The sequence below is a fragment of the Bradyrhizobium monzae genome, from assembly GCF_021458635.1.
In the GTDB taxonomy this organism is placed as follows: Bacteria; Pseudomonadota; Alphaproteobacteria; order Rhizobiales; family Xanthobacteraceae; genus Bradyrhizobium.
Genome location: NZ_JAIRDQ010000009.1, coordinates 135,953 through 159,014, shown reverse-complemented (window position 1 = coordinate 159,014; position 23,062 = coordinate 135,953). Strand labels below are relative to the sequence as shown.

Below are 23,062 nucleotides of genomic sequence, written 5' to 3'. Positions count from 1 at the left end.
CGAAGCAATCCAGACTGTCGCCGCGGAAAGATTCTGGATTGCTTCGTCGCTCCGCTCCTCGCAATGACGAGGAGGCACTATTCGATCACCCTTGCCCGCAAGTCCGCATCCGGCACGAAGCACGCATCGTACTTCCCAAAAATGCGATAGCGGTTGTGCGCAATGAGGCTGTAGACCGCATTCCGCAGCGGCTTCGGTACTGCGAATAATGCGCGCACCCAGCCCCAGCCCGGCAATTGCGATAGCACCGTCAGCGCCGCGTCGGACTTCATGAATACGTCGCCGCAATGAACCACCGCGTTGGTGTCGGGATCATCGGGATCGATCCCGAACGTCCGCGCCAGCCTCGCGCCATAGTCCGACTGGATCGGCGTAAATCGAAACCGCTTCGCCGTGTCGCGCTTTGCCACGAACCTCACCCAGCGTGAGCAGAAGATGCAGACGCCATCGAACAGGATGACGTCGTCGTCGGGCCACTTGCTCATCAACGATTATCCAACATGAGAAGCGCGACCAGCATCAGCACAATGGCCGGTCCGGTCTTCACGAGCGCGCCGAGCGGCTCGATCCAGAGATCGGGCGTCAGAATCGCCGCACCGACCATATAGCCGAGCGAAGCGACGATACCCGCAACCAAGCCGATCGCTGCCGTGCGGCGGAAGGCGATCAGCACACCGATGCTCATGTCCATCAGGCTGGTGCCGATGGTGATGGGATCGACCAGCGCCGGCGGGAAGTTGTGCGCGCTGAGAATCCCGGCGGCGGCGCGATAGGACACGAACAGCGCGATGAAGCCGGAGACGAGCCAGAACGCGACCAGGCTCGCGACAATCAGCGCCTTGGTCAGGAACAGCCGCGCGAACCATTTGTCCTGGATGGCGGCGGGGTGACGCCCGATCGCGTCCATCAGCGTCTTCGGCGCGATGCCGGTCGCGGCGATCCACGCCGCGGGATCACCGCTCACGCCGCGGCGGAGCTCGGCGATGGCCGTCGAGCGCATCGGCGGCATCCAGCCGAGACTGTTGGCGAGATCGCCGATTTTGGCGCCGAGATCGAGCATGAGGGACGGCATCGCGAACCGTGGCCATCCGGCTGTGCCGAACGCGAGCCGGAACTGCTTGATGACGCCGGCCATCGTGATCGGCTCGGGTTGCATCAGGTCCCAGCTCGCGGCCTTCACGGACGCATCGTCGAAATCGCGCGCGGCGAGCCAGGCGATGGTCGCGGAGATATCCTCGACCGCGACGGGCTGGAACGGCGCTGCCATCTCCTTGTCGGGAAGATCCAGCGGGAAGGCCGCGAGCGCGCGCAGCATGGCGCTGCCGCCATAGGCTGACGGTGCGACCACGAAGCCGGGCCGCAGGATGGCGTGGGGAATGTGGGATGCCGCGATCAGGCGCTCGGCCGCGCGCTTGGTCGTGGCAAACGCGGTACGATCTGCCTCAGATATCCCGGGGATCGAGATGTGCACCAGCCGGATCGCACGACCGCTGCCGGCGACCGCTTGGAGCAGGCGCGCGACAAAATCGCGATGCACGGCGTTGGTATCGCTGCCGGGGCCATCCTGGAGCACGCCGAGGCAGTTCACGACGACATCCACCGCATGCTCGCTCAGCAAGCGTGTCAGCGCAGCCGCGTCGAGCGACAGGATCGGCAGCTCGATATCGAGCGCGCTCATTGTCTGCGCGGATGACAGGCTGCGCGCGAGACCGACCACGCGAAAGCCGCGCGTGCGCAAATCGTCGGTGACGAAGCGGCCGATCAGGCCGGAGGCACCGAGCACCAAAATGGTTCGCTGGTTCATCGCATCCTTCAAAACGGTTTTGCGATCATCAGCCAGAGGATCGCCATCGTGGCGCCGAAGCCGGGGAAGCCGAACGCGAACCAGCGCCGGAACAGGGTGAAGTAGCGCTGCGGCAGCGCGACGCGCTGCTCGGCGGCCTTGCGCGCGAGATCGCGCATCTCGATCTGCATGAAGATGACGGGGATCCAGAACAAGCCTGCAAAGACGTACAGCGCGAGCGAGGCCAGCAGCCAGCGTTCGGTGATTGGCGTCGCCGAGAGCATCATCAGCAGGCCGCCGGTGACCGGCTGCAGGATCACGGCCGACAGCGTGAAGATCGCATCCGCCACCACCACCACCGACGCCGTGCGCGCGATGAACTCCGCGTTGTCAGTTCGATGTGCCATCAGCATGAAGAAGGCGATGCCGGTGCCGGTACCGAGGATGACGATGGCGCCGAGCGCGTGCAGAAATTTGACGAGGAAATACAGCGTCATGGCTTCTTGGTCGCCACAGGCTTTGGCAGGTTCAGCGCACGCGCAAGCTCGCTGCTTGCGGCTTTGACGCCAGCCTCGGTCTCGATCATCCAGTGGCCCTCGCTGCCCACGGCCGGCAGCGTGCGAAAATCGTCCTTGCCGCCGCCGCCGCCAAACGCATCCGCCAGCTCTTTTGAAAATGCCGGAGCAAAATAGCTGTCATTGACTGCTACCAGCGATGTGACCGGAATGCGCGCCGCCTTGCCGAATTCGGCAGCAGCCGCGAGCAGCGTGTGTGGCGCGCAGAGCTTGTTCGGTTCATCATTGGCGTGGCCGCCGCGTCCGGGTGCGAACGCGATGATTGCGGAGATCGTCTTCGGATCAGCATTGGCAAGCGCCAGTGCACCCCAGCCACCTGCGGAGTGTCCGATCACGACCGCAGCATCCTTACGAATGAAATCCTGCTTTTGCAGATAGTCCAGCGCGAGCGAGATTTCTTCCGCGGCGGCACGTCCCGCGCGTGCGTAGTCCGCTTCGTCGCAGCCGCCCTGGTCCTCGAGATAGCGGCCGCCGGTCGCACCGTGGCCGAGCCGCTCCGGCACCAGCACGGCAAAGCCGCGCGCGACCAGAAACGCTGCGAGTGCGCGATATTCCGGCTGCGGCATTTGCGCGCGACGCAACACATTCTGCGTCGATGCATGTGCGATCACCGCAAGCCGGAACGGACCGCTGCCTGTGGGACGAAACAGCAGCGCACGCGCGGCAATGTCGGTATCCGGCGACGGCACCCGCCATTCCTGGCGGCGGAACGGCTCGCTCTCTGCGCCCGACGCGCCGAACGTGACCTGGGCGCACAGAGGCTGCGCCGTCAGCAGGGACAGCAGAAGCAGGCGAGCGAGGGTGTCGACGAGCCGCATGAATGGCCGAGGGCGAACACGGATGGCGCGGGTCAGACTAGTCGGAACGAATCACTCTGGGCGGACTTTCTGCGTTGCCATTGGCGTTCATTCGTTGAGGCTGCGGAGTTTTGCACCGGCGCATGGCAGACCATTGCCGCACGAAATGGCGTGTTGTCTTTTTTCGGTACAACATGGTTAAAATACTGATGCAGAAAGTCCACAGGTTAACCGATAATTAACGATAGGTCTTGCCGCCAGCGCGGCGACTTGGTTTGATCGCGTCCATGAGCACAACCCTGATCGAGGTCCGGCCGGCCAAAGCTGCAGATGCAACTGCGGTGGCGTCCACCCATGACGAAGCATGGCGTTCCGCCTATCAGGGCATCATTCCCGGCGCCGAGCTGGAGAAGCTGATCAACCGACGTGGTCCGCAGTGGTGGGACAGCGCGATCCGCAAGGGCAGCCGCGTCAGCGTGCTGGTGTTCGGCGACAAGATCGCAGGCTACGCCAACTACGGTCGCAACCGAGCCCGCAGCCTGCATTTCGATGGCGAGATCTACGAGCTGTATCTGCGCCCTGAATTTCAGGGCCTCGGATTCGGCCGGCGCCTGTTCACTGCCGCCCGCCGCGACCTCATGCAGAGCAATCTGAAGAGCATGGTGGTGTGGGCGCTCTCGGACAACGATCCGGCGACCGAGTTCTACCGGGCGCTGGGCGGCCGCATGGTGGCGCGCTCCTCGGAGCGGTTCGGGCCGAAGTCGCTCGATAAGGTTGCCTTCGCCTGGACCAATTGAGATTTGGACCAATTGAGCCGCTGAAAGCTTATCAGCGGCGCTTTCCGTCCGTCGATACCGTTGCTTTTTGAGCCGGTGATCGCTGGATTCATTATTTCACAAAAACACGATGGATCGGGGGGCCAAGCCCGCGTATGACAGCGCCAAAATCGCTGCCGGGCGCGATTTAACCTCGGCAACAACGGAGCCTTTCTAATGCGTATCGATGCGGTCTCAATCGGGAAAAACGTCCCTGAGGACGTCAACGTCATCATCGAAGTCCCGGTGGGCGGCGAACCGATCAAATACGAGATGGACAAGGAAGCCGGCACACTGGTGGTCGACCGCTTCCTCTACACGCCGATGCGTTACCCCGGTAATTACGGTTTCATCCCGCACACCCTGTCCGATGACGGCGACCCCTGCGACGTGCTGATCATCAACACCCGCGCCATCATCCCCGGTGCCGTCATGAGCGTGCGTCCGGTCGGCGTGCTGTTCATGGAGGACGAGGCCGGCGGCGACGAGAAGATTCTGGCGGTGCCGTCGTCAAAGCTGACGCAGCGCTACGACAAGGTGAGGTCGTATTCCGATCTGCCCGATATCACGCTGCAGCAGATCCAGCACTTCTTCGAGCACTACAAGGATCTCGAGAAGGGCAAGTGGGTGAAGATCACGCGCTGGGGCGGCCCCGAGGAAGCGCAGAAGCTGATCCTCGAGGGCATCGAGCGCGAGAAGAAAAAGAAGGCGTAGGATTAAGTGTCCCGGACGCGGTGCGGCATGAAATGACGCACCGCGTCCGGGGCACGCGAGCTCACGACACCGCCGGCTTGGGCAAACCCGCAATCGCACAAGCCGCGCGCAGCGTGTTCACGAGCAGGCAGGCGACCGTCATCTGACCGACGCCGCCCGGCACCGGCGTCACCGCACCGGCAATGCCAAGCGCTTCCTGATAGGCAACATCGCCGACGAGGCGGGTCTTGCCGTCATCCTTCGGAATGCGGTTGATGCCAACATCGATCACGGTCGCACCCGGCTTCAGCCAATCGCCACGCACCATCTCCGGCCTGCCGACCGCGGCATAGACGAGATCGGCCTGCTTCACGAGCCCGGGCAGGTCGCGCGAGCGCGAATGGGCGATCGTCACCGTGGCGTTCTCGTTCAGCAGCAATTGCACCAGCGGGCGGCCGACCAGATTGGAGCGGCCGATCACGATGGCGTTCATGCCCTCGAGTGAAGGGTGCACGCTCTTGGTCAGGATGATGCAGCCGAGCGGCGTGCAGGGCGACAGCGCCTCGAAGCCGCCGGCAAGCCGCCCGGCATTGTTCGGGTGCAGGCCGTCGACATCCTTGGCAGGATCGATGGCATTGATCACCGCCTCGGTGTTGAGTCCCTTGGGCAGCGGCAATTGCACGAGGATGCCGTGCACAGCGGGATCGCGATTGAGCTTTGCGACCACCGCCAGCAGATCGGCTTGCGAGACGTCCGCCGGCAGCTTGTGCTCGAACGAGGCCATGCCGGCGGCCTGGGTCTGCGTATGCTTGGAGCGGACATAGACTTCGCTGGCGGGATCGCTGCCGACCAGGACCACTGCGAGGCCAGGCACCAGATTGTGCTCGCGCTTGACGCGGGCGACCTCGTCGGCGACGCGGGCACGAAGGTCCGCCGCGATGACTTTTCCATCGATGATCCTGGCCGTCATGTCAGTTCCCTTAATCTGTCGATTTGACGGAAGCGAGCTTGCGCAACGCCTCACTAAGCCGTGCCGGATCACCCGCGACGGCGACCTGCTTCAGCCGCGACGTCGCCCCCGACAACAGACTGACGCCGGTCTTGGGCACGCCGAGCGATTTCGCCAGCAGCACCAGCACCGCGCGATTGGCCTCGCCGTCATCGGCGATGGCACGCACACGCACCTTCAATACGCTGCGGCCGTCGGAGAGCTGCTCGATCCCGTCGATGCCGTCACGTCCGCCACGCGGCGTCACGCGCAACGCGATAGTGAGGCCCGTGGTGGAGATGCGCCAAGGCTCCATCGAGGGTCCATCGAGGCTCCGCCACGGTTCCGCCGGGCTACGGCACGTTCGGATAAACGTACTCGGCGAGATAGAGCTGGATCAGCCAAAGCACGAAGAAGGCGACGATTGGAGACAGATCGAGCCCGCCCATCGCCGGCAGCCTGCGCCTGATAGGGCCGAGGACCGGCTCGGTAATCCGATAGAGAAACTCCCAGACCGAGCCGACGAACTGGTTGCGGGTGTTCACGACGTTGAACGCGATCAACCATGACAGGATTGCCGATGCGATCAGCAGATAGATGTAAAGATTGATGATCTGGATCAGAATGAAGACTATCGGGCGCATCAGCGAAACACTCTCTGGGCCAGTCGTGGGACGGTCATTGGACGCACTTGGCTAGATATCGGTTCCCCCCCGCCCAAACAAGGGAAGTCGGCGCCCGGATGGCTAAAACCGGGTTACACCCGTCCTTGACTTGACCTTGGCGGGGACTTAAATGGCGCCCGGTTGTCGGCCGCGTTTACCAGAGCGGCCAGCAAAGGGGCCATAGCTCAGCTGGGAGAGCGCGTCGTTCGCAATGACGAGGTCGGCGGTTCGATCCCGCCTGGCTCCACCACGCTTCGCCCGTCGGGCTACGCGTGGCGCAGCCACGAGAAGCCCGAGGGGCGAAGCGTGGTGTCCGGCGAAGCCCAAAGGGCGAAGACGGACTGATTGAGGAACAACTCCCCCTACTTCCCCGTAAATCTCGGCGGCCGCTTCTCCATGAAGCTCGCCACACCCTCGCGGAAATCGCTCCCGTTCAGCGCCACCATCATCTCCCGGTTGGCCTCGATGGTGGCTTCGCTGAGCGTCTGGAACGGCACCTCGTAGAGCTGCCGCTTGATCACGGCCATCGCGCTCGGCGAGACGAAATCGGCGAGATCGCGGGCATAGGCGTAAGTCTCCTCGCGCAGCTTCTCGGGCGAGCAGAGCCGGTTGACCAGCCCGATTCGCAACGCCTCCTCGCTCGGAACACGACGCGCCGAGATCAGCAGATCCATGGCGTTGGCATGACCGACGATCCGCGGCAGCATCCAGCTGATGCCGTGCTCGGCAATCAGGCCGCGCCGCGCGAAGGCCGTGGTGAACACGGTGTTGTCGGCGGCAAAGCGCAGGTCGCAATAGAGTGCGTGGACAAGACCGATGCCCGCCGTCGCACCGTTGAGCATCGCGATGACCGGCTTGCAGATCGACGGATAGAAGCCGTACCGCGTCTGCCAGTCCGGCCGGCGGTTCATGTCGAAGGGCGGCAGGTTCGAGGCGCGCCTGACGTCGTTGGGATCGAGCCCCTTCAGCGCGTCCATGTCGGCGCCGGCACAGAAGGCGCGGCCCGCGCCTGTCAGCACGATGACGCGGACACTGTCATCGGCGCTGGACGCTTCCATCGCGTGGCGCACGTCGCGCTCCATGACCGGCGTCCACGCGTTCATCCGATCAGGACGATTGAGCGTGATGGTCGCGATCCGGTCGTTCACTTCGTAGAGAATGTGTTCGTAGGACATCGCGCTCTCCCTGTGTTGGCCGGTACGCGTTCGCGCGCGCTCATTGGCAGCGAGCCTAGCATATCCAGGGATGAGGCAAGGACTTGCGCGAAGGACTTGCGGGAAGGCGCGATCTATTCGGCGGCTTGTGCCAGCGCGGGCCGGCGCGCCAGCCAGCCGTCGATGAAATGGACGAGCCAGGCGCGTTCCGCGGCATCGTAAACCGCGCGATCCGCAAAATGGTGATGCCGCTCGCGCGCGCCAGGCGCGCTGAGGCCGTCATAGCCGCGCGTGGTCCAGCAATGCATCATCGCGTAAGTCACGTCGGGATGAAACTGCACGCCGAAGGCATTGCCGGTGCGGAACGCCTGGATCGGAAAATCGTCGCCTTCCGCCAGCAATTCGGCACCTCGCGGCAACTGAAATCCTTCGCGATGCCAGTGATAGACCTGCGCGGGCCAGTCCGGGCAGAGCGCATGGCCAGCTGCGGTCGGGCGGATCGGGTAGTAGCCGATCTGGGTCAGTGCCTGCGCGTGCGGCGCGACGCGTGCGCCGAGCTGCATCGCCAGCATCTGCGCACCCAGGCAGATGCCGAGGAACGGGCGCTGTTCGCGAAGCGGAATTTCGATCCAGTCGATCTCGCGGCGAACGTAGTCGTCGGGATCATTGGCGCTCATCGGGCCACCGAAGACCACGGCGCCGGCATGCCGATCGAGCGTGTCGGGCAGGGGATCGCCGAGGCGCGGCCTGCGAATGTCGAGACGATGGCCGAGCGCACGCAGCGCATTGCCGACGCGGCCGGGGGTCGAGGATTCCTGATGCAGGACGATCAGAACCGGTAGAAGCGGTTCGGAGGCGGCCGCGCTCGGCGTCCTTCTGGGGAAGGGCACCAATTCTGCGCCACCAAACCTGTCCGTTCGAAACGACATGGCCTCTGCGAGTGCTATCGGTTCAAGCCGCCAGCATAGCTAAGTGACGGTTAACATCGTGTGAGTTTGCGCACACACGCCCCGATATAGAAGCAAGCTCCGGGCCACTACGGGTGCTCTGCAGAGCCTTTTCGAGCGAAGTGGGTACCGGTTCTCGTGAAGAAACAAAAGAATCTAATGTCTCTGCCGCTGGAACCGGCTGGTGGCGGACAGGATGAAGCCGCGCGGGAAGAACCGCAGTGCGAACGGCACGATCTTGATACCGAGACCCGGCAGCACTGCCCGTTTGTTCGCCATCAGGCCGCGATAGGCCTGCTGTGCGACCTCGGCAGCCGAGACATTGAGAATCGCCGTATCGTGCCCGGAGCCAACGCCGGCGCGTCCCTGGAATTCGGTCTGCACCGGTCCCGGGCAAAGCACGGTGACGCGAACGCCGCGCGGCGCGAGCTCCGCCCGCAAGGCCTCGGTGAGCGAAATTACATAGGCCTTGGAGGCGTAATACACGGCCATGCCGGGCCCCGGCAGAAAACCCGCGACGGAGCCGACATTGAGCAGGCCGCCCTTGTTCCTGATCAGCTGGTCGGCAAAGCGCAGCGACAGATCGGTCAGCGCGCGGACGTTGACGTCGACGATGCCGACCTGCTCGTCGCGGTCGCGGTCGATGGCATCGCCGAACACGCCAAAGCCGGCATTGTTGACCAGATTGTCGAGTTCGACCTGTTCGGCAGCGAGCGCGGCGGCGATTTTTTCGCCGGCATCGGGTTGCTGCAGATCGCAGGCGATCACGATCGGCTTCTTGCCGCATTTGGAGGTGAGCTCGTTTGCGAGCGCCTCGAGCCGATCGGCACGTCGCGCCGTCAGCGCGAGCCGATGTCCGTTCGCGGCAAACACACGCGCCAGCTCCGTGCCTATGCCCGCCGAGGCACCGGTGATCAACGTTACCCGCTCAGTCACGATCGCAGTCTCTTGAATTGACGTTTTTTTGGCCGCAATGGCGGAACTGGAGCATAGGCCACGCGCGGCAGGCAAGCGGCGCTGGCAGCATGGCGGCCTGAGCGGGCGACAGGGAGCAGGAAAAACCGCGGATTTACAGGCGAATCCGGAGTCGGGAGGTCGGATGGCTACATTAAAGTTTCGTCATGTGGTCGATACAACCGGACATCATGCCGCGCTGGCGATAGCTCAGCCGCCGAGCGCGCCATCCTTGACCTGACCGCCGGCGCGGTCCGCCACGGCGTGCTTGAGATCAATCCGGTCGCGCTGGGAGACCCCGAGCAGGTCGGAAGCACGCCAGACGACGTTGTCCTCGAACTCGGTGACCTGGCCGTCGGCATAGACCAGCTCCCACATCATCTGGACGATGCGCTTGCGGCCCTCTTCGTCGAGCGAGCGCATGATGACGCTGGTAAAGTGATAAAGATCGACCGCCTCGCCCTCGACCTGGGTCGCATCCGCAATCAGCCGGTCGGCCGTGCCCCGGTCGAGCCCGAAATGGCTTTCGATCAGATTGTGCAGCTTGCCCTGCTCGGCCTGCGTCGGCTGGCCGTCGAGCGAAACCACGTGGACCAGCAGCGCCGTGGCCGCCAGCCGATAATCATTGTCGCCGAAGGCGCGGTCCTGGGCATGAGGAGCAACAATGTCGGCAATGAATTGGCGCAGGCCGTCGAGCATAAGATCCTACCGAAATCGATGACGCGGCGTGGCCGCTACCAGCATTATATGAGAGGGAAACTCAACCGGCGCAACGTGCGGCAGTTCCGCGCGCTGATTACGTTTCGGCAATCTGATTATCCGTGGTCCCGGCGAAGGCCGAGACGATGATAAGTCACGGTATCTCGTACACCACCATCTTGTCTGCGATACCGCGGAGCGCCGCCTGCTTCTGGATCGGCCGGATCTCGCGTTGCTTGAGGACCTCGGCGACCGCTGGCGCGTCCAGCACCGGACCGGTGATATGGATCTCCTGCGCGGTCGACAGGCTCTGCACGCGCGCGGCGATGTTGACGGTCTGGCCGAAATAATCCTGCCGCTCGTTGAGCATCACCGCGAGGCACGGACCTTCATGGATGCCGATCTTCACGATGAGATCAGCCGTGCCGCGCTGCTTGTTGAGCTCGTCCATCGCCGCGCGCATCCGCAGGCCCGCGACGATGGCGTGCTCGGGACGGACGAAGGTCGCCATCACGGCATCGCCGATCGTCTTCACCACCGCGCCCTTCTCGGACGAGATGATCTCCAGCAGCGCGTGGAAATGCGCACGCACGAGATCGAAAGCGGCGAGATCGCCGACACGCTCGTAGAGCGCGGTCGAACCCTTCAGATCGGTGAACAGGAAGGTCAGCGAGGTGATCTGGAGCCGCTGGTCGAGACTGAGATTGTCCGCCTTGAAGACATCGCGAAACGTCTGGTTCGACAGCATGCGCTTGGCAGTGAGGAACGGCTTGCGCTGGCCGATCAGGTGATGGAGCGCCTCGGCCGCGATGAACACCGATGGCAGCACCCGCACGCCGGCCTGGTTCTCCAGCGACAGCCGAAGCGGACCCGGCCGCATCGTCGTGGTCCCCGTCGGCGCCTGCACCCTGTTGTACATGATCGCGAGCTGCTGGCGGTCCTTGGTCGGCTCGCCCTGGACGTCGATGAACTGGGCGGCGTGCGTCACCGGCTCGAAGATGATGATGAAGTCGTTCGGAAGTTGCAGCGACATGGTCGCCTTCTCGCCGGCCGGCAGCTCCATCGTGTCCAGCGTCACCTCGTTGGCCAATGTCGCAAACGATTCCTTGTTGAAGTCGACACCGGAGCTCCAGAACACCTGCTTGAAATACTCCCACACCGGAAGCGTATCGGGATCGTGCGCGGCGATCCGCCGGACGCGCGGATTCACGGTGAAGGAGACCTCGACCTGATCGTCGACCGACGCCTTGTAGCCGCAGGCGCAGAGCGCGCAGTGATAATCGTCCGGCTTGAGCGCCTTCAGCGTCGTGTGGGCGCCGAGCACGCCGCCGCAGCCGGGGCACAGCACGTTCCAGCCGAGATCGAACAACCCGAGCCGCGCCGCATGCAGAAAGGTGGAGATCGCGTGCTCTTCATCGACGCCGTGGTGCGTGGCGAAGTCGAGGACATTGACGCGGTTGAGCTCGTGATCCTCGCCGTCCTCGATGAGACGCGCGATCGCATCGACCACATTCGCGTCGGCGGTCTGCTTCAGAACGGATAATTGGGCCTGGATGTCGCTCATGGCGCAACTCTATTTGGGGTGGATCACGGCAACGGTCAGAGCCTGTCACCGGCGCGTGATGCGGAACAGGGGTGAGTGGTCAGGCTGGGTCGTGACGACGCCATACGGAATGACCGGCGTCGCGTCCGACAGTTCGACGCGGAACGTCCCGATCAATCGCGCCAGCGCCAGAACGGACTCGGCTTGCGCGAACGGCGCGCCGATGCAGACGCGCGGGCCCGCGCCAAACGGCAGATAGGCGAAGCGATCCGGCGCCTCTTTCGACATGAAGCGTTTTGGAATGAACGCGTCCGGCTGATCCCACAGCTTCTCGTGCCGGTGCAGCAACCAGGGCGCGATCATGATGATGTCGCCCTTGCTGACCTGTGCGCCGCCGACATTGTCCTTGTCGCGCGCGGCCCGGGCGATCAGAAAGGCCGACGGATAGAGCCGCATGGTCTCATCGACCACCGCGCGCGTGAATTTTTGCCGGTCGATGTCGGCCATGCTGTCGAGATGTTCGCCGCGGGTCTCGGAAGCGACTTCCTCCTGCGTATCCGGATCGAGGGCCAGCAGATAGAGCGCCCAGAACAGCGCGGTCGCGGTCGTCTCGTGACCCGCCAGGATCATGGTCGCCACCTCGTCGACGAGCTGCTCGTCCGAAAAACCCTTGCCCGTTTCAGGATCGCGGGCGTCGTCCATGAGATCGAATAGATCGCGCGGCGGCGCGCCGTCCTTCTTGCCCGTCGCACGCCGCTCGGCAATCAGCATCGCGACGAACTCGACCCAGCGCTTGCGGAAACGAGCCCGGGCCCGATCCAGGGGCGTCGGCCAGGAGACCGGCAGCACCATGTCGAGGAAATGGGCCCGCGCAAGCCGCTCGCCATATTCCGTGACGAAGTTGCGCAAGGTCGGGCCGTGCCGATCCATGCCGAACGAGAACATCGTGCGCCCGGCGATCTCCAGCGTCATGCGTTGCATGACCTCACGCAAATCTACCGGCTCGTTCGTATGCGCATCCAGCTTCGCGACGGTCTCGTCGAGCACCGCCGTCATGTGCGGCACGAGATTGGCGGTGGCGCGCGGCGTGAAGGCGGGTGACAGCGTGCGGCGTTGAAACGTCCAGGCATGGCCTTCGGCGAGCAGCAGACCTTCGCCGAGCACGGGACGCAACATGCGGATGCCCGCCGGCGTCCGCGTGTAATTCTGGTAGTTGCTGAGCAACACATGCCGGATTGCTTCCGGCTGGTTCAGGATAAAACTCTTGTGCAGGAAGAAGCGGCCCTGGATGATCTCTTCCTCATAGGCGCGCTGCCCCCAGGTGGCGATCATATTCTGCCTGATCACCGCAAGCCGGCCGAAGAACGACAAATTGTCCGGCGCGCGCGGCGGGGTCGGGGGGATGACGGGCCGACGCACGCTGGCGATGTTCATGGCTCTCTCCCGCAGATCTCGTCGCAGTAAAGGCTTGCGCAGGCAATTAGCTAATAAGTCAGTTCGGCAACCGCAATCCTGTTCTCGGAGGCCGGCCAGGCGCGTGCCACAATTCGTTCTTCGTTGAACTGGGCCACAACGTTACGCCCGACCTCGCTGGCCGGAAGGCGCAAAGTTGCTGCCGCATCCGTGGGCACGCCCGGATGGACGTCGGCGGGCTCCTGGCCGTCGAACAGGACGGTGTCGCGCGGCAGACCGAAATAGCCGCGCGGGCGCGACATGATCACGACCGCACCGGCGTCCTTGTCCGCCTGAACGAACGGCCGCGCGGCGCGCAAATGCACGACGTCGGAGGAGCGCGGGAAGGGCGAACGGTAGAAATGAGTGATCGGGGCGTCCGGCGAGGTCAGGACGATTTCGAGCGGCGAGGTCGGATCGACCGTGGCCGGCCCCCAGCGGCCGTCGGCGCCCGTCGTCGCGCGGTGCACCACATCGCCCCTGCGCTCCCCGCTCTCGCGGTCGACATGGTTGATCTCCACCGTCGCGCCGGCCACCGGGCGGTTGGTCGGAACGCCGTCCACCGCGCCCGTGACCAATCCGCCGATGCGAACGGTCTGCTCCGGCGTGATCGCAATGCGCGCAGGCTCGCGGCCGGCGATGAACTTGTAGATCTCGCGGAAGGCGCGCGGGTGATACGCCGTCTCGCGATGGTCGATCGTGCCGAGCACGAGATTGGTCGCGCCCTTCAGCTCCGGCCCCTCGAAAGTGACATTGGTCGGCACGCCCGGCTTGCCCATGAAGCGGCCATCGGGTTGCGCATATTTGTCCATGCCGTCGCTGCGCAGGGTGAGGAAAGCCGTGCCCGGCGTCACCTCGCTGTCGCCGCCGTTCAAGCCGCGCAGGAAGGCGCCGCGTCCGTTGAACTCGCTGCCGAGGAGATCATCGAGCGCAAACACGCCGTGATTGGGCGTGCCGCACAGGACCGCGTGACTGACATCGCCGGCGCCGCCATTCTTGATGACGTTGCGGATGGAGTTACCGCCGCGTGAATTGCCGACCAGCGCGACGCGCGCCGCGCCGGTGCGGCGTTTGAGCTCGGCGACGGCGGCGGCAAGCTCGCGGCGCTGATCCTCGGTCGAGGAGCGGTTGGCCTGTTCGACCGCGTCGTCGGTGCGTGCGCTAGGATTGGTGAAATTGATCGCCATCATGCGGTCGCGCGCGATGCCGTTGGATTCCATGCGCCACAGCGTCGTCATCCAGAGCGCGTCGTAGTCGCCATTGCCATGGACGAACAGGATCGGCGGCACTTCAAGGTTGTTGTCGGGATTTTTGACCGCGGACTGCCCTTGCGCCAGCGCATCGTTGCGAAAGCTCGCAACCGCGAAAGCCACGCTACCTGCACCCTGCAGGATCGTCCGTCGTGACAGCTTCATCCGCTCCTCCCCGTAAAACCATGTCTTTGCACTGCTTATAGCGGCCTAACCACTGGACAGCGAAGGACTTTCGCAGGCATCACTGAAGATGCCGGAATCATTGAAGCCGTTTCTGCCAGACGACTTGGAAGAGGATATGACCGAGCAGACGAACCGCCAGAGACGTTCCGCCGACGGCATCGCGGCCCCCCTGCGGTATACCGTGTTCCGGCGCATCTGGCTCGCGAGCCTGCTTTCAAATCTCGGCCTCCTGATCCAGGGCGTGGGCGCGGCCTGGGCGATGACGCAGATGGCGGCGTCCGCCGACAAGGTGGCGCTGGTGCAGACCGCCCTGATGCTGCCGATCATGCTGATCTCGATGCCGGCCGGCGCCATCGCCGACATGTACGACCGCCGCATCGTGACCCTGGTCGCACTCTTGATCGCGCTGACCGGCGCAACTGCGCTCACGATCCTCGCCGGGCTTCAGCTCATCGCCCCGGAATCGCTGCTGGCCTTCTGCTTCGTCGTGGGCAGCGGCAATGCGCTGTTTGGTCCCGCCTGGCAGTCCTCGGTCAGCGAGCAGGTGCCGCCGGAAGCGCTGCCGTCGGCGGTGGCGCTGAACGGCATCAGCTACAACATCGCGCGCAGCTTCGGCCCCGCGGTCGGCGGCGTCATCGTGGCCGCCCTCGGCGCGGTCGCGGCGTTTGCCTGCAATGCGATCCTCTATCTGCCGCTGCTGGTGGTGCTGCTGCTCTGGCGGCGGACCACCGAGCCATCGCGGCTGCCGCGGGAGAAGCTCAACCGCGCCATGGTCTCGGGCTTCCGCTACATCACCAATTCGCCGCCGATCAAGATCGTGCTGTTGCGCACGCTGGTGATGGGCCTGATCGGCGGCGCCGTGATGGCGCTGATGCCGCTGGTCGCGCGCGATCTCTTGCATGGCGGCGCACAGACCTACGGCATCATGCTCGGCGCTTTCGGCATGGGCGCCGTCGTCGGTGCGCTCAACATCCACGAATTGCGCAAGCGCATGAGCGGCGAGTCCGCGATCCGTGCCTGCACCATCGCAATGGCGTTTGCGATGGCGGCGCTCGGGCTCTCCAGCGAACCGGTGCTGACCGCGGCCGCGCTGGTGCTGGCCGGCGCGGTCTGGATGGCCTCCGTCGCGCTGTTCAATATCGGCGTGCAGCTCTCGGCGCCGCGCTGGGTCGCCGGGCGTTCGCTCGCCGCGTTCCAGGCTTCGATTTCCGGCGGCATCGCGATCGGCGCCTGGGGCTGGGGCCATCTCACCGACTACGCCGGCGTCGAGGTCGCGCTACTCGTTGCGGCCGGCCTGATGCTGGTCTCGCCTCTGCTCGGCATCTGGCTCGCGATGCCGCGCGTCGGCGCTCGCAACGAAGACGCCGACGTGCTGGCCGATCCCGAAGTCAAGCTATCACTGACCGGGCGCAGCGGACCGCTGGTGGTGGAGATCGAATATCGCGTCGCCCAAGAAAACGCGCGCGCCTTCCACAATGTGATGCAGGACGTGCAGCTGTCCCGGCAGCGCAACGGCGCCTATGGCTGGTCCATTGCGCGGGACATCGCCGATCCTGAATTGTGGACCGAGCGCTATCACTGCCCGACCTGGTTCGACTATCTGCGCCAGCGCAACCGTTCGACCCAGTCCGAGCGCGCGCTGCATCAGCAAGCGATCGATTTTCATATCGGCCCCGAGCCGGTACGAATCCGCCGCATGCTGGAGCGACCGTTCGGTTCGGTGCGCTGGAACGAGGCCACGCCGGATCGCGCGAGTGCCGAGGTGCTGCCGGTGGTCGCGACCGCGGCGGGCAGCAGCACGTAATCCTTACTGCCCGTGATCGGTCAGCACCTTGTCGCAGGCCTTGCTCAGCTTGGCGCGGTGCTCTTTCAGACAGGCGAGCACGGCGCCATCGCCATTATTCATCACGGCGCGGCAATGACGCGTGACGTCGCGCGCGCAGGCGTCTTGGCCGGGCTGCTGCTGCGCTGACGCGCCGGATGCGCACAAAACCAATGAAACAATGAAAAGAAATCTGGTCATCACGTAATGCCTCGTACCCGCAAGATGTGCGGGCGAAGCTAGTGCGACGATCCCTCAGCCGCAACGGCTTTATGGACCGGTGTGCTGCTGCGGCCGCGTGACCCCGGCTTCGAGCCGGGGTGCATCATGGGGGAGCTTGGGTGACGCGACGATGAGTTGGCGGCGTGTGCCGTTACTAGTTGTCCCGGGCGTCAGCGACCTTGCCTGAAGCGCCCTTGGCGAGCTCCTTGTCCACCATTGCGCGGCAGCCGGAGCTCAGCTCGGTACGATGCTTCACGATGCACGCCGTGGTCTTCGGGACGTTGGGAATCTCCGACGAGCAAAGACGGAAGGCGTCGCTATAGCAAGCCTGCTTGATCTCCTCGGAGTAGGCGAAGCTCGAGCCGGTCGAGATGATCGAGACGATGGCAGCAAAGCCCAGAGCCAGGCTCGTGTCGCGGATCTTTGCAGTCAAGCACTTGGCGGTGAACGACGTCGTCATTTGCAGCTCCCATTGGCGCCGCGTGAGCGGGGCCCGTTGTTGATGGGAACGACTATCCACCTGCGGAACCGTTTCCACTGTGATGATGGTCACAGGCCGGACCCCAACCGTGACACCGGTCACTTTGGCGCACCCGCCTGAAATTCCTCCGCAACTGCCGTCGTGTTGGTGTCACGTTAACTGTTCCTTCGCATTAATGGCCGGGCGCGCGGGGAATTCCGCCGGTTTGGTTGCGTATTTGGAAAGAGTAGCGATGCGTAATGCGTTCGGCCTGATGCTGGCCAGTGTCCTTGCGGCGGTCGTGATCGCCGGAGGTTGGTACTTTTATTCCTCGCGCTCCGACCAGAGCGCCCCTAAGACAACGGCTGCCCGTGCCGCCGATCCTCTTCCGGCCGCGGCCAAGCTTGCCGCCAAGGACGACGTCGAGACCACGGCGGCGATTGCGGGCAAGCCCGCCGCTCCAGCCGCTGCGCCCGCGCCCGCCCCCGCACCGGTCGCAGCACCTGTTCAGCAGACGTCGACCTGCACCAATCCGAACGCACTGGGCGTCTCGCGCGTCGTCGAGATCGACACGACCGGCGGCCCGGGCTTCGGCTTCGAGCAGTACAAGCAGTTCGATTTCCTCGCCGACAAGGAGGTCGTGCTGACCTTCGACGACAGCCCTTGGCCGCACAACACACCGGCCGTGCTGAAGGCACTGGCCGATGAATGCACCAAGGGCCTGTTCTTCTCGGTCGGCAAGCACGCCACCTGGCATCCGGAGATCCTGCGCCAGGTTCTGGCCCAGGGCCACACGGTGGGCACGCACACTTGGTCGCACCTCAATCTCAACGGCAAAAAGATGACGGAGCAGCAAGCCAAGGACGAGATCGAGAAGGGCTTCAGCGCGGTGAAATGGGCGCTCGGCACCAATCCGTCGCCGTTCTTCCGCTTCCCGCAGCTTCAGCAGAATCCAGCGCTTGTGAGCTATCTCGGCAGCCGCAACGTCGGGATTTTCTCGACCGACCTCGACTCCTTCGATTTTCGCAAGGAGAGCACGCCGGACAAGATCATCAGCAACGTGATGACCAAGCTCGACAAGCTCGGCAAGGGCATCATCCTGATGCACGACTTCCAGAAGCGCACCGGCGAAGCGCTGCCGACGCTGCTCGCGCGCCTCAAGGCCGGTGGCTACAAGATCGTGCAGATCAAGGCGAAGACGACGTTCGACTCGCTGCCCGAATATGACGAAGCGGTGCTCAAGGAGCTGAAGGCGCCGGCGCCCAGCGCGACCAGCACGCGCCCGGTCTCGAGCGTGGTGCAGACGGTCTCGCAGCGTTAAGGCTTCAGGTTTCGACAGACTAAAATGGCCGGGCTTACGCCCGGCCATTTTGCTTTCAAGACGAACAACCGCCTACCAGTAGATGCCGTTTACCAGTAGAAGCCGTGGCGATGCAGCTCGGCGATGATGCGGCGTTCGCTCCAGTACGGCTTGTGTTTCGGTTTGCCTGCCCTTGCGGTCCTGTAGGGCTTGGCCGGCTTAATCCTCGACACTGGCGCCGCCGTTGTGGTCACGGCAGGCGCCGTCGCCACAACAGGCGCGGGGGTCGAGACTGCCGGCGGACGATCGACATATTTCGGAGCTTGGGGGGCCGGAGCGACTTCGCTGGTGTGCGTCACTGGAGCGGTGGTCGTGGCGGTTTGCGGAGCCGAGGTCTGCTCGGTCACCGGCGACATCGACAGACTGCGGTCGCCTGCACGAGCAGACACAGAAACCAGAACCATGGCGGCAACCAGAATGATCTTGCGCATGTGACATCTCCCCGTGTTTGCGTGACCGGGACATTACGGGAGAGCCACGCGAGGTTATGTGAGAAAGATCACGCAGACGGACGGCGCGAGATCGGCCAGTTGACCTCGGGCAGCAAGGCGCTGTCCAATTGCCCGATGATGATGCTTGGATGGGTGCTGGTGCCGCAAGAGGGACTCGAACCCCCGACCCCGTCATTACGAATGACGTGCTCTACCAGCTGAGCTATTGCGGCGAACCCTGCCGGGCCCGGGCGATGCCGGCCCCGATACGCGCGCTCCTGATATCGGGCATGGCCCGAATTGGCAAGGACAAGCGGCAGGCGAAATGCGGCTCACCCGCCCCAGCGGGACCAGAAACCGCGCCAGCCGCCGGCCTGGGCCGTTGCATGGTCCCTAGGCGTGCCAATTTGTTCCGTAAATTCATCGCTCGGACCGTCGTCATCGATGCCCGGATCGTCCGGCGCGCGGACGATCGGGATGACGGCCGGGATAGGGGCCTGTGTGGGCTTGCCGAGGTCGGCACGGGTCCGGAACACCGGTGTTGCCGCCACCGGCGATGATTCGGCAGCCTCAGGAGCCGGCATGACCGGCTCGGCGGGTGTCACCACCGGTTCTTCCTTGGCCGCCGGGGGCGCGTTGTCCTGCGCAGCCGGAGCAGGGGCTGGGGTCGGGACCGGTGCGATCACAGCCGGTTCCGCCGGCGCCTCGCTGGCCGCCATCACCCGCTTTGGCGGCGGGGCCGCAAGCATGGCTTCCTCGAAGGCCGAGGACTCGATCGTCGTGCCCTTGTCCGAGGGCAGGCTCGCCACTGGCGTCTGCCACTGGAACGCGTCGAGCCGGCCGGTGACCGGGGAGACCGGACGCCAACGGTTGCTGACATAGCCGTCCGCGGTCCAGGCCGGATCGTGACGGGCGCGCACCGCACGCAAGGTCCAGGCGCGGGCACGACCGCCGTCGCCGTGCTCGGTGCGCTCGAGCTCGGCCATCAACAGCGCTACGCGCTGAGTCGGATCGTTGACGTAGGGCGCCAGCACCTCGCGCGCGCGGGCAAACTCGGTCGCATCGATCGCGGCGCGGGCGATTGCGAGCTGTCCCTCGACATGGCCGGCCTTGTCGGCGGGCGTCTTCGCCGCGAGCGTCTCGACCCGCTGCAAACGCTGTCGCGCGGCATCACCGAGTTTGACATGCGCATAGGCGTCGGCAAGATCGGGATGCGGATTGGCAAGCCAGGCGGCTTCGACGAGCTTCATGGCGCGGCGCACCTGATGCGCCTCGCTCTCGAATTTTGCGGCGAGCACCGCCGCCGGCACCAGCGTCGGCGCGAGCTTGACGGCTTCCATCACGCTCTCGCGCGCGACGTCGCGGTCCATCGTCTCCAATTCCAGCGCGCGCGCCGTCAGCAGCACGCCACGCTGCCGGCGATAGCCCTGCTTGTCGATCAGGCCGGCGGACAGGTTCGAATCCAGGATCGCGAGCGCGCCGCTCCAGTCGCCGCGCGCACAGCGGAAGCCGAGCACCGCATGCGAGGCCCAGGTCGAGGACGGCGACAGCTTGATCGCTTCCTCCGCGATCATCACGGCGCCGACCGCATCGTCGGCGCGCTGCGCCTCGATGAACAGGCCGCGCAGGCCGAGCAGCCGCGTATCCTCGCGCTCGGCCATGGCGCGGAAGGCGCGCTGCGCTTCGTCGCGATTGCCGTCGAGCTGGGCCGATTGCGCGTGCAGGAGAAGTGCGAGCGGATCGTTCGGCGCGTGTCGCCGCGCCGCTTCGGCGTGACGGCGGGCAAGCGCGGTGTCGCCATGGCCGATCGCGAGCAGGCCATGAGTGATAGCGTGGCGGCCACGGGCGTGACGCTTGTCATGCCGGCGCCGACGCATCCGTCCGGGCGTGCGCCAGATCATCGTCACGATGCTCCAGAGCAAGACGATCAGGATTGCGAAGATGCCGAGGCAGAGCACGAACACCGGAATGCTCGGTGAGGCCCGAAAACCTCCCCAGGTCAGCACGACATCGCCGGGCTGATCGGCAACCCAGGCCGCGCCGGCGCCTGCGAGCGCAATCAGGACAAGGAAGAGGACGATGCGAAGCATGGCTATCCCTATACGCGCGGATTGTTGCGCGAATCTTATCGAGCAGGCTTATTGACCGGGCTTGGCGAGACCAGCCAGAGCGTCGTCGGCGAATTTGCGGGTGGCCGCGAGCGCGGCATCGCGCGCATCGACCTTGTCGAGCCAGGCTTGTGCCGGCACGCGATCGGCCTCGGGCAGCGTCCTCAGCTCGCGGCGCGCCTCGACGAAATCATTGCGCAGCGCCGCGGCCGTGACCCGCGCGACGATGGCACCGCGGTCATTGCCGACGCCGTCGGTGCGCTCGATGCGGACGAGCTTTGACGCTCCCGCCTGAAGGCGCTCGACGATGCCGGCGCCGGCGGCCGGTGCTTCCGGTGGCGGCGACAATTTTGGCACGATGTTGAGGAGCTCGCGGCTCAGCGCGACCGGCGTCGGGATGCCGCCAGCAGCGAACATATCCAACGGCTTCAGCAATTCGGGGTTGGCCGCAAACGACCGCGCAGCAGCGAGCTGCGCGTCGAAGGGGTCATTATGGCGAACGGCGACGTCGAGCAGGGTGGCGGCGACCACGTAGCGCAATGGCTTGTCGTCCATCACCCTGGCGTCGGCGATCTTTTCACCCTGCTGCGCGAGCTCGGCGCGTGCGGTGGTGCTGGCGCGTTCGAGCTGGGAGACGCGGTTGTCGAGGGCGGCGAGGCCGGACGAGGCCGCCGGATCGCGCGGCGCGGACTTCGTATCGTTCAACGCGCTCGCGGTCTTGTCGGATTGCGCGCGCAAATTGGCGATGTCGCCGCGCAGCGTGCCGACGGATTTTTCCAGTGCGTCAAGCCGTGCGGCGACGGCCGGATCGGCGGCGGGCTTGCCTGCTTTGGCTTCGACTGCGGCGACACGACCGCTCAGCGCATCGACTGTCGCGCTGGTCACTTGCGGCGTGGCCGGCGGCGCCTGCACCGCGGGCCAGCCCAGCGCCCAGCCGACCGCGATCACCACAGCGGCTGCAGCCGCACCGGAAAACGGCGCGATGATCCAGGGAGAAATGGCGCCCGATGCAACCGCGGTCTGCGCCTCGCCGTGCTCCGGCTCGGCCTTGCTTGTCTCTGCCTTGGCCGTCTCGACCCGGGCGTCTTCGGCACCGGCCTGCTCGGCGTTTGCCTGCTCGGCCGAGGGCTGCGTCTCCGGCTCAACCGCCAAATCCTGCGGCTGGGTGGAGACTTCGGTCGCCTCGAGGTCGATGGTGGGCGGGGTGCGCTTGGCACGGCCGGACTCGGGGGCCAATCCTGCGTCTTCAGGCTTGTCGTCGGCCATCGTGACGGTTCCTCACACTTTCATACCAGAGACGAGCCCGATTGCCTCGGATTCGGCCCGTCCTCTTACGCCAAACGGGTCCGCAAAGCACGCTCCAAGGCGTCAAACAGGGCATTTTCGTCCGGGGTCGCGGCCACCAGGACCTGCGATGCCCCGGCATCGCGCAACACGCTGGCAACCGTCTCGGACAGGCAGCATTGCGGGATCGCCAGCGCCGAGATTTCGACGCCTTCGTCCCGGGCCGCGTCCAGGAACGCCCGCGCACTGCGCCGGGAGTAATGCAGCACCGCCTCGATTCCATGCGCGGCAAAGCTGTCGCAGACATCGCGCGGCAGAAGCTTGACCGGGGTCATACGGTAGGTCGTCTGAGTGACCACGCTAAACCCTTCCGCGCCGAGCTCGCCGCCGAGATCCCGCGACAGGTCGGCGCCCGCAAGATAAAGCAGCGTACTCTTTTTTTTCAGCACCTTGGCGCGCGCGCTCTGCATCACCTTGTCGCGCAAGGAAGCGGCATCGCCGCCGGCGACGATCACTTCCGCGAAGCCGAATTCGCGCGCCACGGATGCCGTGTGCTCGCCGACCGCGAACAGCGGCAGCTCCAGCAGGCCGAGGTCGCGCAATTGCGGCGCGACGGCGCGGATCGCATTGGCCGATGTCACGATGATGGCGCCATAGCCCGCTTCGCTTTCGTCATGGAAAGCGACCGGCTCGAACTTGAGCACCGGCGCAAGCACCACCACATGTCCGCGCACGCGCAGATTTTCCGCCGTCGCCTCATTGTCGGGATGCGGCCGTGTGACAAGAATGGACATCGCTTGTGTTCCAGGACCACGTGGCGGTAACGCATTCGAGGGATGGCGCCGCGTGACGATTGCGCAAGCCGACCCCGGAA

24 protein-coding genes and 2 tRNA genes are annotated in these 23,062 nt (G+C 64.9%); 5 read left to right on the top strand and 21 right to left on the bottom strand.

Going from position 1 to position 23,062, the window contains the following annotated elements; all coding sequences use genetic code 11:
- Window positions 1-77: 77 nt before the first annotated feature.
- From K3F49_RS28635 to K3F49_RS28620, 4 genes are read right to left on the bottom strand one after another with little or no spacing between them, the layout of a single operon-like run.
- Window positions 78-485: a thiol-disulfide oxidoreductase DCC family protein gene (locus tag K3F49_RS28635; RefSeq protein WP_234684243.1), complete on the bottom strand. Its 408-nt coding sequence runs from the start codon at window positions 483-485 to the stop codon at window positions 78-80.
- Window positions 485-1,804 carry an SDR family oxidoreductase gene (locus K3F49_RS28630; RefSeq protein WP_234684242.1) on the bottom strand — a complete coding sequence of 440 codons (1,320 nt, stop codon included), beginning with the start codon at window positions 1,802-1,804 and terminating at the stop codon, window positions 485-487. Before K3F49_RS28630 ends, K3F49_RS28635 begins: the two co-directional genes overlap by 1 nt.
- 8 nt (window positions 1,805-1,812) lie before the next feature.
- Entirely contained in the window at window positions 1,813-2,280 is a 468-nt protein-coding gene (locus K3F49_RS28625) for a DUF2269 family protein (RefSeq protein WP_234684241.1), read from the bottom strand.
- A complete protein-coding gene (locus K3F49_RS28620; RefSeq protein WP_234684240.1) occupies window positions 2,277-3,176 on the bottom strand; it encodes a dienelactone hydrolase family protein in 900 nt (299 codons plus the stop codon). The genes K3F49_RS28625 and K3F49_RS28620 overlap by 4 nt, the downstream gene beginning before the upstream one ends.
- A 266-nt stretch (window positions 3,177-3,442) precedes the next feature.
- Between K3F49_RS28620 and K3F49_RS28615 the strand changes: the two genes are divergently transcribed.
- Both K3F49_RS28615 and ppa read left to right on the top strand, forming a co-directional pair.
- A complete protein-coding gene (locus K3F49_RS28615; protein WP_027533231.1) occupies window positions 3,443-3,952 on the top strand; it encodes a GNAT family N-acetyltransferase in 510 nt (169 codons plus the stop codon).
- A gap of 195 nt (window positions 3,953-4,147) precedes the next feature.
- The gene (gene ppa / locus K3F49_RS28610) at window positions 4,148-4,684 is read left to right on the top strand and encodes an inorganic diphosphatase (RefSeq protein WP_234684239.1); all 537 of its coding nucleotides are present in this window, start codon (window positions 4,148-4,150) and stop codon (window positions 4,682-4,684) included.
- Between the two features lie 61 nt (window positions 4,685-4,745).
- Here the strand turns inward: ppa and folD are convergent, their stop codons facing one another.
- The 3 genes from folD to K3F49_RS28595 are packed head-to-tail and all read right to left on the bottom strand — an operon-like array spanning window position 4,746 to window position 6,295.
- The gene (gene folD, locus K3F49_RS28605; RefSeq protein WP_234684238.1) at window positions 4,746-5,633 is read right to left on the bottom strand and encodes a bifunctional methylenetetrahydrofolate dehydrogenase/methenyltetrahydrofolate cyclohydrolase FolD; all 888 of its coding nucleotides are present in this window, start codon (window positions 5,631-5,633) and stop codon (window positions 4,746-4,748) included.
- 10 nt (window positions 5,634-5,643) lie between these two features.
- Window positions 5,644-5,967 carry a DUF167 domain-containing protein gene (locus K3F49_RS28600; protein WP_234684237.1) on the bottom strand — a complete coding sequence of 108 codons (324 nt, stop codon included), beginning with the start codon at window positions 5,965-5,967 and terminating at the stop codon, window positions 5,644-5,646.
- Window positions 5,968-6,004: 37 nt separating this feature from the next.
- Entirely contained in the window at window positions 6,005-6,295 is a 291-nt protein-coding gene (locus tag K3F49_RS28595; RefSeq protein WP_234684236.1) for a YggT family protein, read from the bottom strand.
- 195 nt (window positions 6,296-6,490) lie between these two features.
- Between K3F49_RS28595 and K3F49_RS28590 the strand changes: the two genes are divergently transcribed.
- Window positions 6,491-6,566 (top strand) — tRNA-Ala (locus K3F49_RS28590).
- Window positions 6,567-6,678: 112 nt separating this feature from the next.
- On the opposite strand, the gene K3F49_RS28585 is transcribed toward K3F49_RS28590, so the two are convergent.
- The 7 genes from K3F49_RS28585 to K3F49_RS28555 form a co-directional block, all read right to left on the bottom strand.
- On the bottom strand, window positions 6,679-7,491 hold the full coding sequence (locus tag K3F49_RS28585) for an enoyl-CoA hydratase (RefSeq protein ID WP_234684235.1): 813 nt from the start codon (window positions 7,489-7,491) through the stop codon (window positions 6,679-6,681).
- 113 nt (window positions 7,492-7,604) lie between these two features.
- Complete coding sequence (locus K3F49_RS28580; RefSeq protein ID WP_234684234.1) at window positions 7,605-8,399, bottom strand: glutamine amidotransferase; 795 nt, start codon at window positions 8,397-8,399, stop codon at window positions 7,605-7,607.
- A gap of 174 nt (window positions 8,400-8,573) precedes the next feature.
- Window positions 8,574-9,353, bottom strand: a complete 780-nt coding sequence (locus K3F49_RS28575; RefSeq protein WP_234684233.1) for an SDR family NAD(P)-dependent oxidoreductase — start codon at window positions 9,351-9,353, stop codon at window positions 8,574-8,576.
- A gap of 228 nt (window positions 9,354-9,581) precedes the next feature.
- Window positions 9,582-10,070, bottom strand: a complete 489-nt coding sequence (locus tag K3F49_RS28570) for a tellurite resistance TerB family protein (RefSeq protein ID WP_234684232.1) — start codon at window positions 10,068-10,070, stop codon at window positions 9,582-9,584.
- 154 nt (window positions 10,071-10,224) lie between these two features.
- Window positions 10,225-11,634, bottom strand: a complete 1,410-nt coding sequence (locus K3F49_RS28565; RefSeq protein ID WP_234684231.1) for an adenylate/guanylate cyclase domain-containing protein — start codon at window positions 11,632-11,634, stop codon at window positions 10,225-10,227.
- Window positions 11,635-11,679: 45 nt separating this feature from the next.
- Window positions 11,680-13,047 (bottom strand): cytochrome P450, encoded by a 1,368-nt coding sequence (locus K3F49_RS28560; RefSeq protein WP_234684230.1) that lies wholly within the window; start codon window positions 13,045-13,047, stop codon window positions 11,680-11,682.
- Between the two features lie 50 nt (window positions 13,048-13,097).
- Window positions 13,098-14,480 (bottom strand): hydrolase, encoded by a 1,383-nt coding sequence (locus K3F49_RS28555; protein ID WP_234684229.1) that lies wholly within the window; start codon window positions 14,478-14,480, stop codon window positions 13,098-13,100.
- A gap of 136 nt (window positions 14,481-14,616) precedes the next feature.
- Here K3F49_RS28555 and K3F49_RS28550 point away from each other — a divergent pair, with 136 nt between their 5' ends.
- The gene (locus tag K3F49_RS28550) at window positions 14,617-16,305 is read left to right on the top strand and encodes an MFS transporter (protein ID WP_234684228.1); all 1,689 of its coding nucleotides are present in this window, start codon (window positions 14,617-14,619) and stop codon (window positions 16,303-16,305) included.
- Between the two features lie 3 nt (window positions 16,306-16,308).
- Here the strand turns inward: K3F49_RS28550 and K3F49_RS28545 are convergent, their stop codons facing one another.
- Together K3F49_RS28545 and K3F49_RS28540 are read right to left on the bottom strand one after the other, a co-directional pair.
- Window positions 16,309-16,524, bottom strand: a complete 216-nt coding sequence (locus tag K3F49_RS28545; protein ID WP_234684227.1) for a cysteine rich repeat-containing protein — start codon at window positions 16,522-16,524, stop codon at window positions 16,309-16,311.
- A 175-nt stretch (window positions 16,525-16,699) separates the two neighbouring features.
- Window positions 16,700-17,005, bottom strand: a complete 306-nt coding sequence (locus K3F49_RS28540) for a hypothetical protein (RefSeq protein ID WP_234684226.1) — start codon at window positions 17,003-17,005, stop codon at window positions 16,700-16,702.
- Window positions 17,006-17,258: 253 nt separating this feature from the next.
- Between K3F49_RS28540 and K3F49_RS28535 the strand changes: the two genes are divergently transcribed.
- Window positions 17,259-18,326 (top strand): polysaccharide deacetylase family protein, encoded by a 1,068-nt coding sequence (locus K3F49_RS28535; protein ID WP_234684225.1) that lies wholly within the window; start codon window positions 17,259-17,261, stop codon window positions 18,324-18,326.
- Between the two features lie 89 nt (window positions 18,327-18,415).
- On the opposite strand, the gene K3F49_RS28530 is transcribed toward K3F49_RS28535, so the two are convergent.
- The 5 genes from K3F49_RS28530 to K3F49_RS28510 all read right to left on the bottom strand — a co-directional run bounded on the left by K3F49_RS28530 (window position 18,416) and on the right by K3F49_RS28510 (window position 22,982).
- Entirely contained in the window at window positions 18,416-18,796 is a 381-nt protein-coding gene (locus K3F49_RS28530; RefSeq protein WP_234684224.1) for a hypothetical protein, read from the bottom strand.
- 157 nt (window positions 18,797-18,953) lie between these two features.
- Window positions 18,954-19,029 (bottom strand) — tRNA-Thr (locus K3F49_RS28525).
- A gap of 99 nt (window positions 19,030-19,128) precedes the next feature.
- Complete coding sequence (locus K3F49_RS28520) at window positions 19,129-20,886, bottom strand: heme biosynthesis protein HemY (protein WP_234684223.1); 1,758 nt, start codon at window positions 20,884-20,886, stop codon at window positions 19,129-19,131.
- A gap of 48 nt (window positions 20,887-20,934) precedes the next feature.
- Window positions 20,935-22,170 carry a COG4223 family protein gene (locus tag K3F49_RS28515; RefSeq protein ID WP_234684222.1) on the bottom strand — a complete coding sequence of 412 codons (1,236 nt, stop codon included), beginning with the start codon at window positions 22,168-22,170 and terminating at the stop codon, window positions 20,935-20,937.
- 65 nt (window positions 22,171-22,235) lie between these two features.
- Window positions 22,236-22,982: a uroporphyrinogen-III synthase gene (locus K3F49_RS28510; protein WP_234684221.1), complete on the bottom strand. Its 747-nt coding sequence runs from the start codon at window positions 22,980-22,982 to the stop codon at window positions 22,236-22,238.
- Window positions 22,983-23,062: the final 80 nt, after the last annotated feature.

What these genes read in the sequence shown, in the direction of transcription:
- K3F49_RS28565 (WP_234684231.1), bottom strand. Translation starts at nt 11,634, where the DNA reads ATGAGCGACATCCAGGCCCAATTATCCGTTCTGAAGCAGACCGCCGAC.
- K3F49_RS28635 (WP_234684243.1), bottom strand. Translation starts at nt 485, where the DNA reads ATGAGCAAGTGGCCCGACGACGACGTCATCCTGTTCGATGGCGTCTGC.
- K3F49_RS28595 (WP_234684236.1), bottom strand. Translation starts at nt 6,295, where the DNA reads ATGCGCCCGATAGTCTTCATTCTGATCCAGATCATCAATCTTTACATC.
- K3F49_RS28535 (WP_234684225.1), top strand. Translation starts at nt 17,259, where the DNA reads ATGCGTAATGCGTTCGGCCTGATGCTGGCCAGTGTCCTTGCGGCGGTC.
- K3F49_RS28560 (WP_234684230.1), bottom strand. Translation starts at nt 13,047, where the DNA reads ATGAACATCGCCAGCGTGCGTCGGCCCGTCATCCCCCCGACCCCGCCG.
- K3F49_RS28580 (WP_234684234.1), bottom strand. Translation starts at nt 8,399, where the DNA reads ATGTCGTTTCGAACGGACAGGTTTGGTGGCGCAGAATTGGTGCCCTTC.
- K3F49_RS28570 (WP_234684232.1), bottom strand. Translation starts at nt 10,070, where the DNA reads ATGCTCGACGGCCTGCGCCAATTCATTGCCGACATTGTTGCTCCTCAT.
- K3F49_RS28585 (WP_234684235.1), bottom strand. Translation starts at nt 7,491, where the DNA reads ATGTCCTACGAACACATTCTCTACGAAGTGAACGACCGGATCGCGACC.
- K3F49_RS28530 (WP_234684224.1), bottom strand. Translation starts at nt 18,796, where the DNA reads ATGCGCAAGATCATTCTGGTTGCCGCCATGGTTCTGGTTTCTGTGTCT.
- K3F49_RS28545 (WP_234684227.1), bottom strand. Translation starts at nt 16,524, where the DNA reads ATGACCAGATTTCTTTTCATTGTTTCATTGGTTTTGTGCGCATCCGGC.
- K3F49_RS28550 (WP_234684228.1), top strand. Translation starts at nt 14,617, where the DNA reads ATGACCGAGCAGACGAACCGCCAGAGACGTTCCGCCGACGGCATCGCG.
- K3F49_RS28620 (WP_234684240.1), bottom strand. Translation starts at nt 3,176, where the DNA reads ATGCGGCTCGTCGACACCCTCGCTCGCCTGCTTCTGCTGTCCCTGCTG.
- K3F49_RS28615 (WP_027533231.1), top strand. Translation starts at nt 3,443, where the DNA reads ATGAGCACAACCCTGATCGAGGTCCGGCCGGCCAAAGCTGCAGATGCA.
- K3F49_RS28540 (WP_234684226.1), bottom strand. Translation starts at nt 17,005, where the DNA reads ATGACGACGTCGTTCACCGCCAAGTGCTTGACTGCAAAGATCCGCGAC.
- K3F49_RS28600 (WP_234684237.1), bottom strand. Translation starts at nt 5,967, where the DNA reads ATGGAGCCTTGGCGCATCTCCACCACGGGCCTCACTATCGCGTTGCGC.
- K3F49_RS28625 (WP_234684241.1), bottom strand. Translation starts at nt 2,280, where the DNA reads ATGACGCTGTATTTCCTCGTCAAATTTCTGCACGCGCTCGGCGCCATC.
- K3F49_RS28510 (WP_234684221.1), bottom strand. Translation starts at nt 22,982, where the DNA reads ATGTCCATTCTTGTCACACGGCCGCATCCCGACAATGAGGCGACGGCG.
- K3F49_RS28515 (WP_234684222.1), bottom strand. Translation starts at nt 22,170, where the DNA reads ATGGCCGACGACAAGCCTGAAGACGCAGGATTGGCCCCCGAGTCCGGC.
- ppa (WP_234684239.1), top strand. Translation starts at nt 4,148, where the DNA reads ATGCGTATCGATGCGGTCTCAATCGGGAAAAACGTCCCTGAGGACGTC.
- K3F49_RS28630 (WP_234684242.1), bottom strand. Translation starts at nt 1,804, where the DNA reads ATGAACCAGCGAACCATTTTGGTGCTCGGTGCCTCCGGCCTGATCGGC.
- folD (WP_234684238.1), bottom strand. Translation starts at nt 5,633, where the DNA reads ATGACGGCCAGGATCATCGATGGAAAAGTCATCGCGGCGGACCTTCGT.
- K3F49_RS28520 (WP_234684223.1), bottom strand. Translation starts at nt 20,886, where the DNA reads ATGCTTCGCATCGTCCTCTTCCTTGTCCTGATTGCGCTCGCAGGCGCC.
- K3F49_RS28555 (WP_234684229.1), bottom strand. Translation starts at nt 14,480, where the DNA reads ATGAAGCTGTCACGACGGACGATCCTGCAGGGTGCAGGTAGCGTGGCT.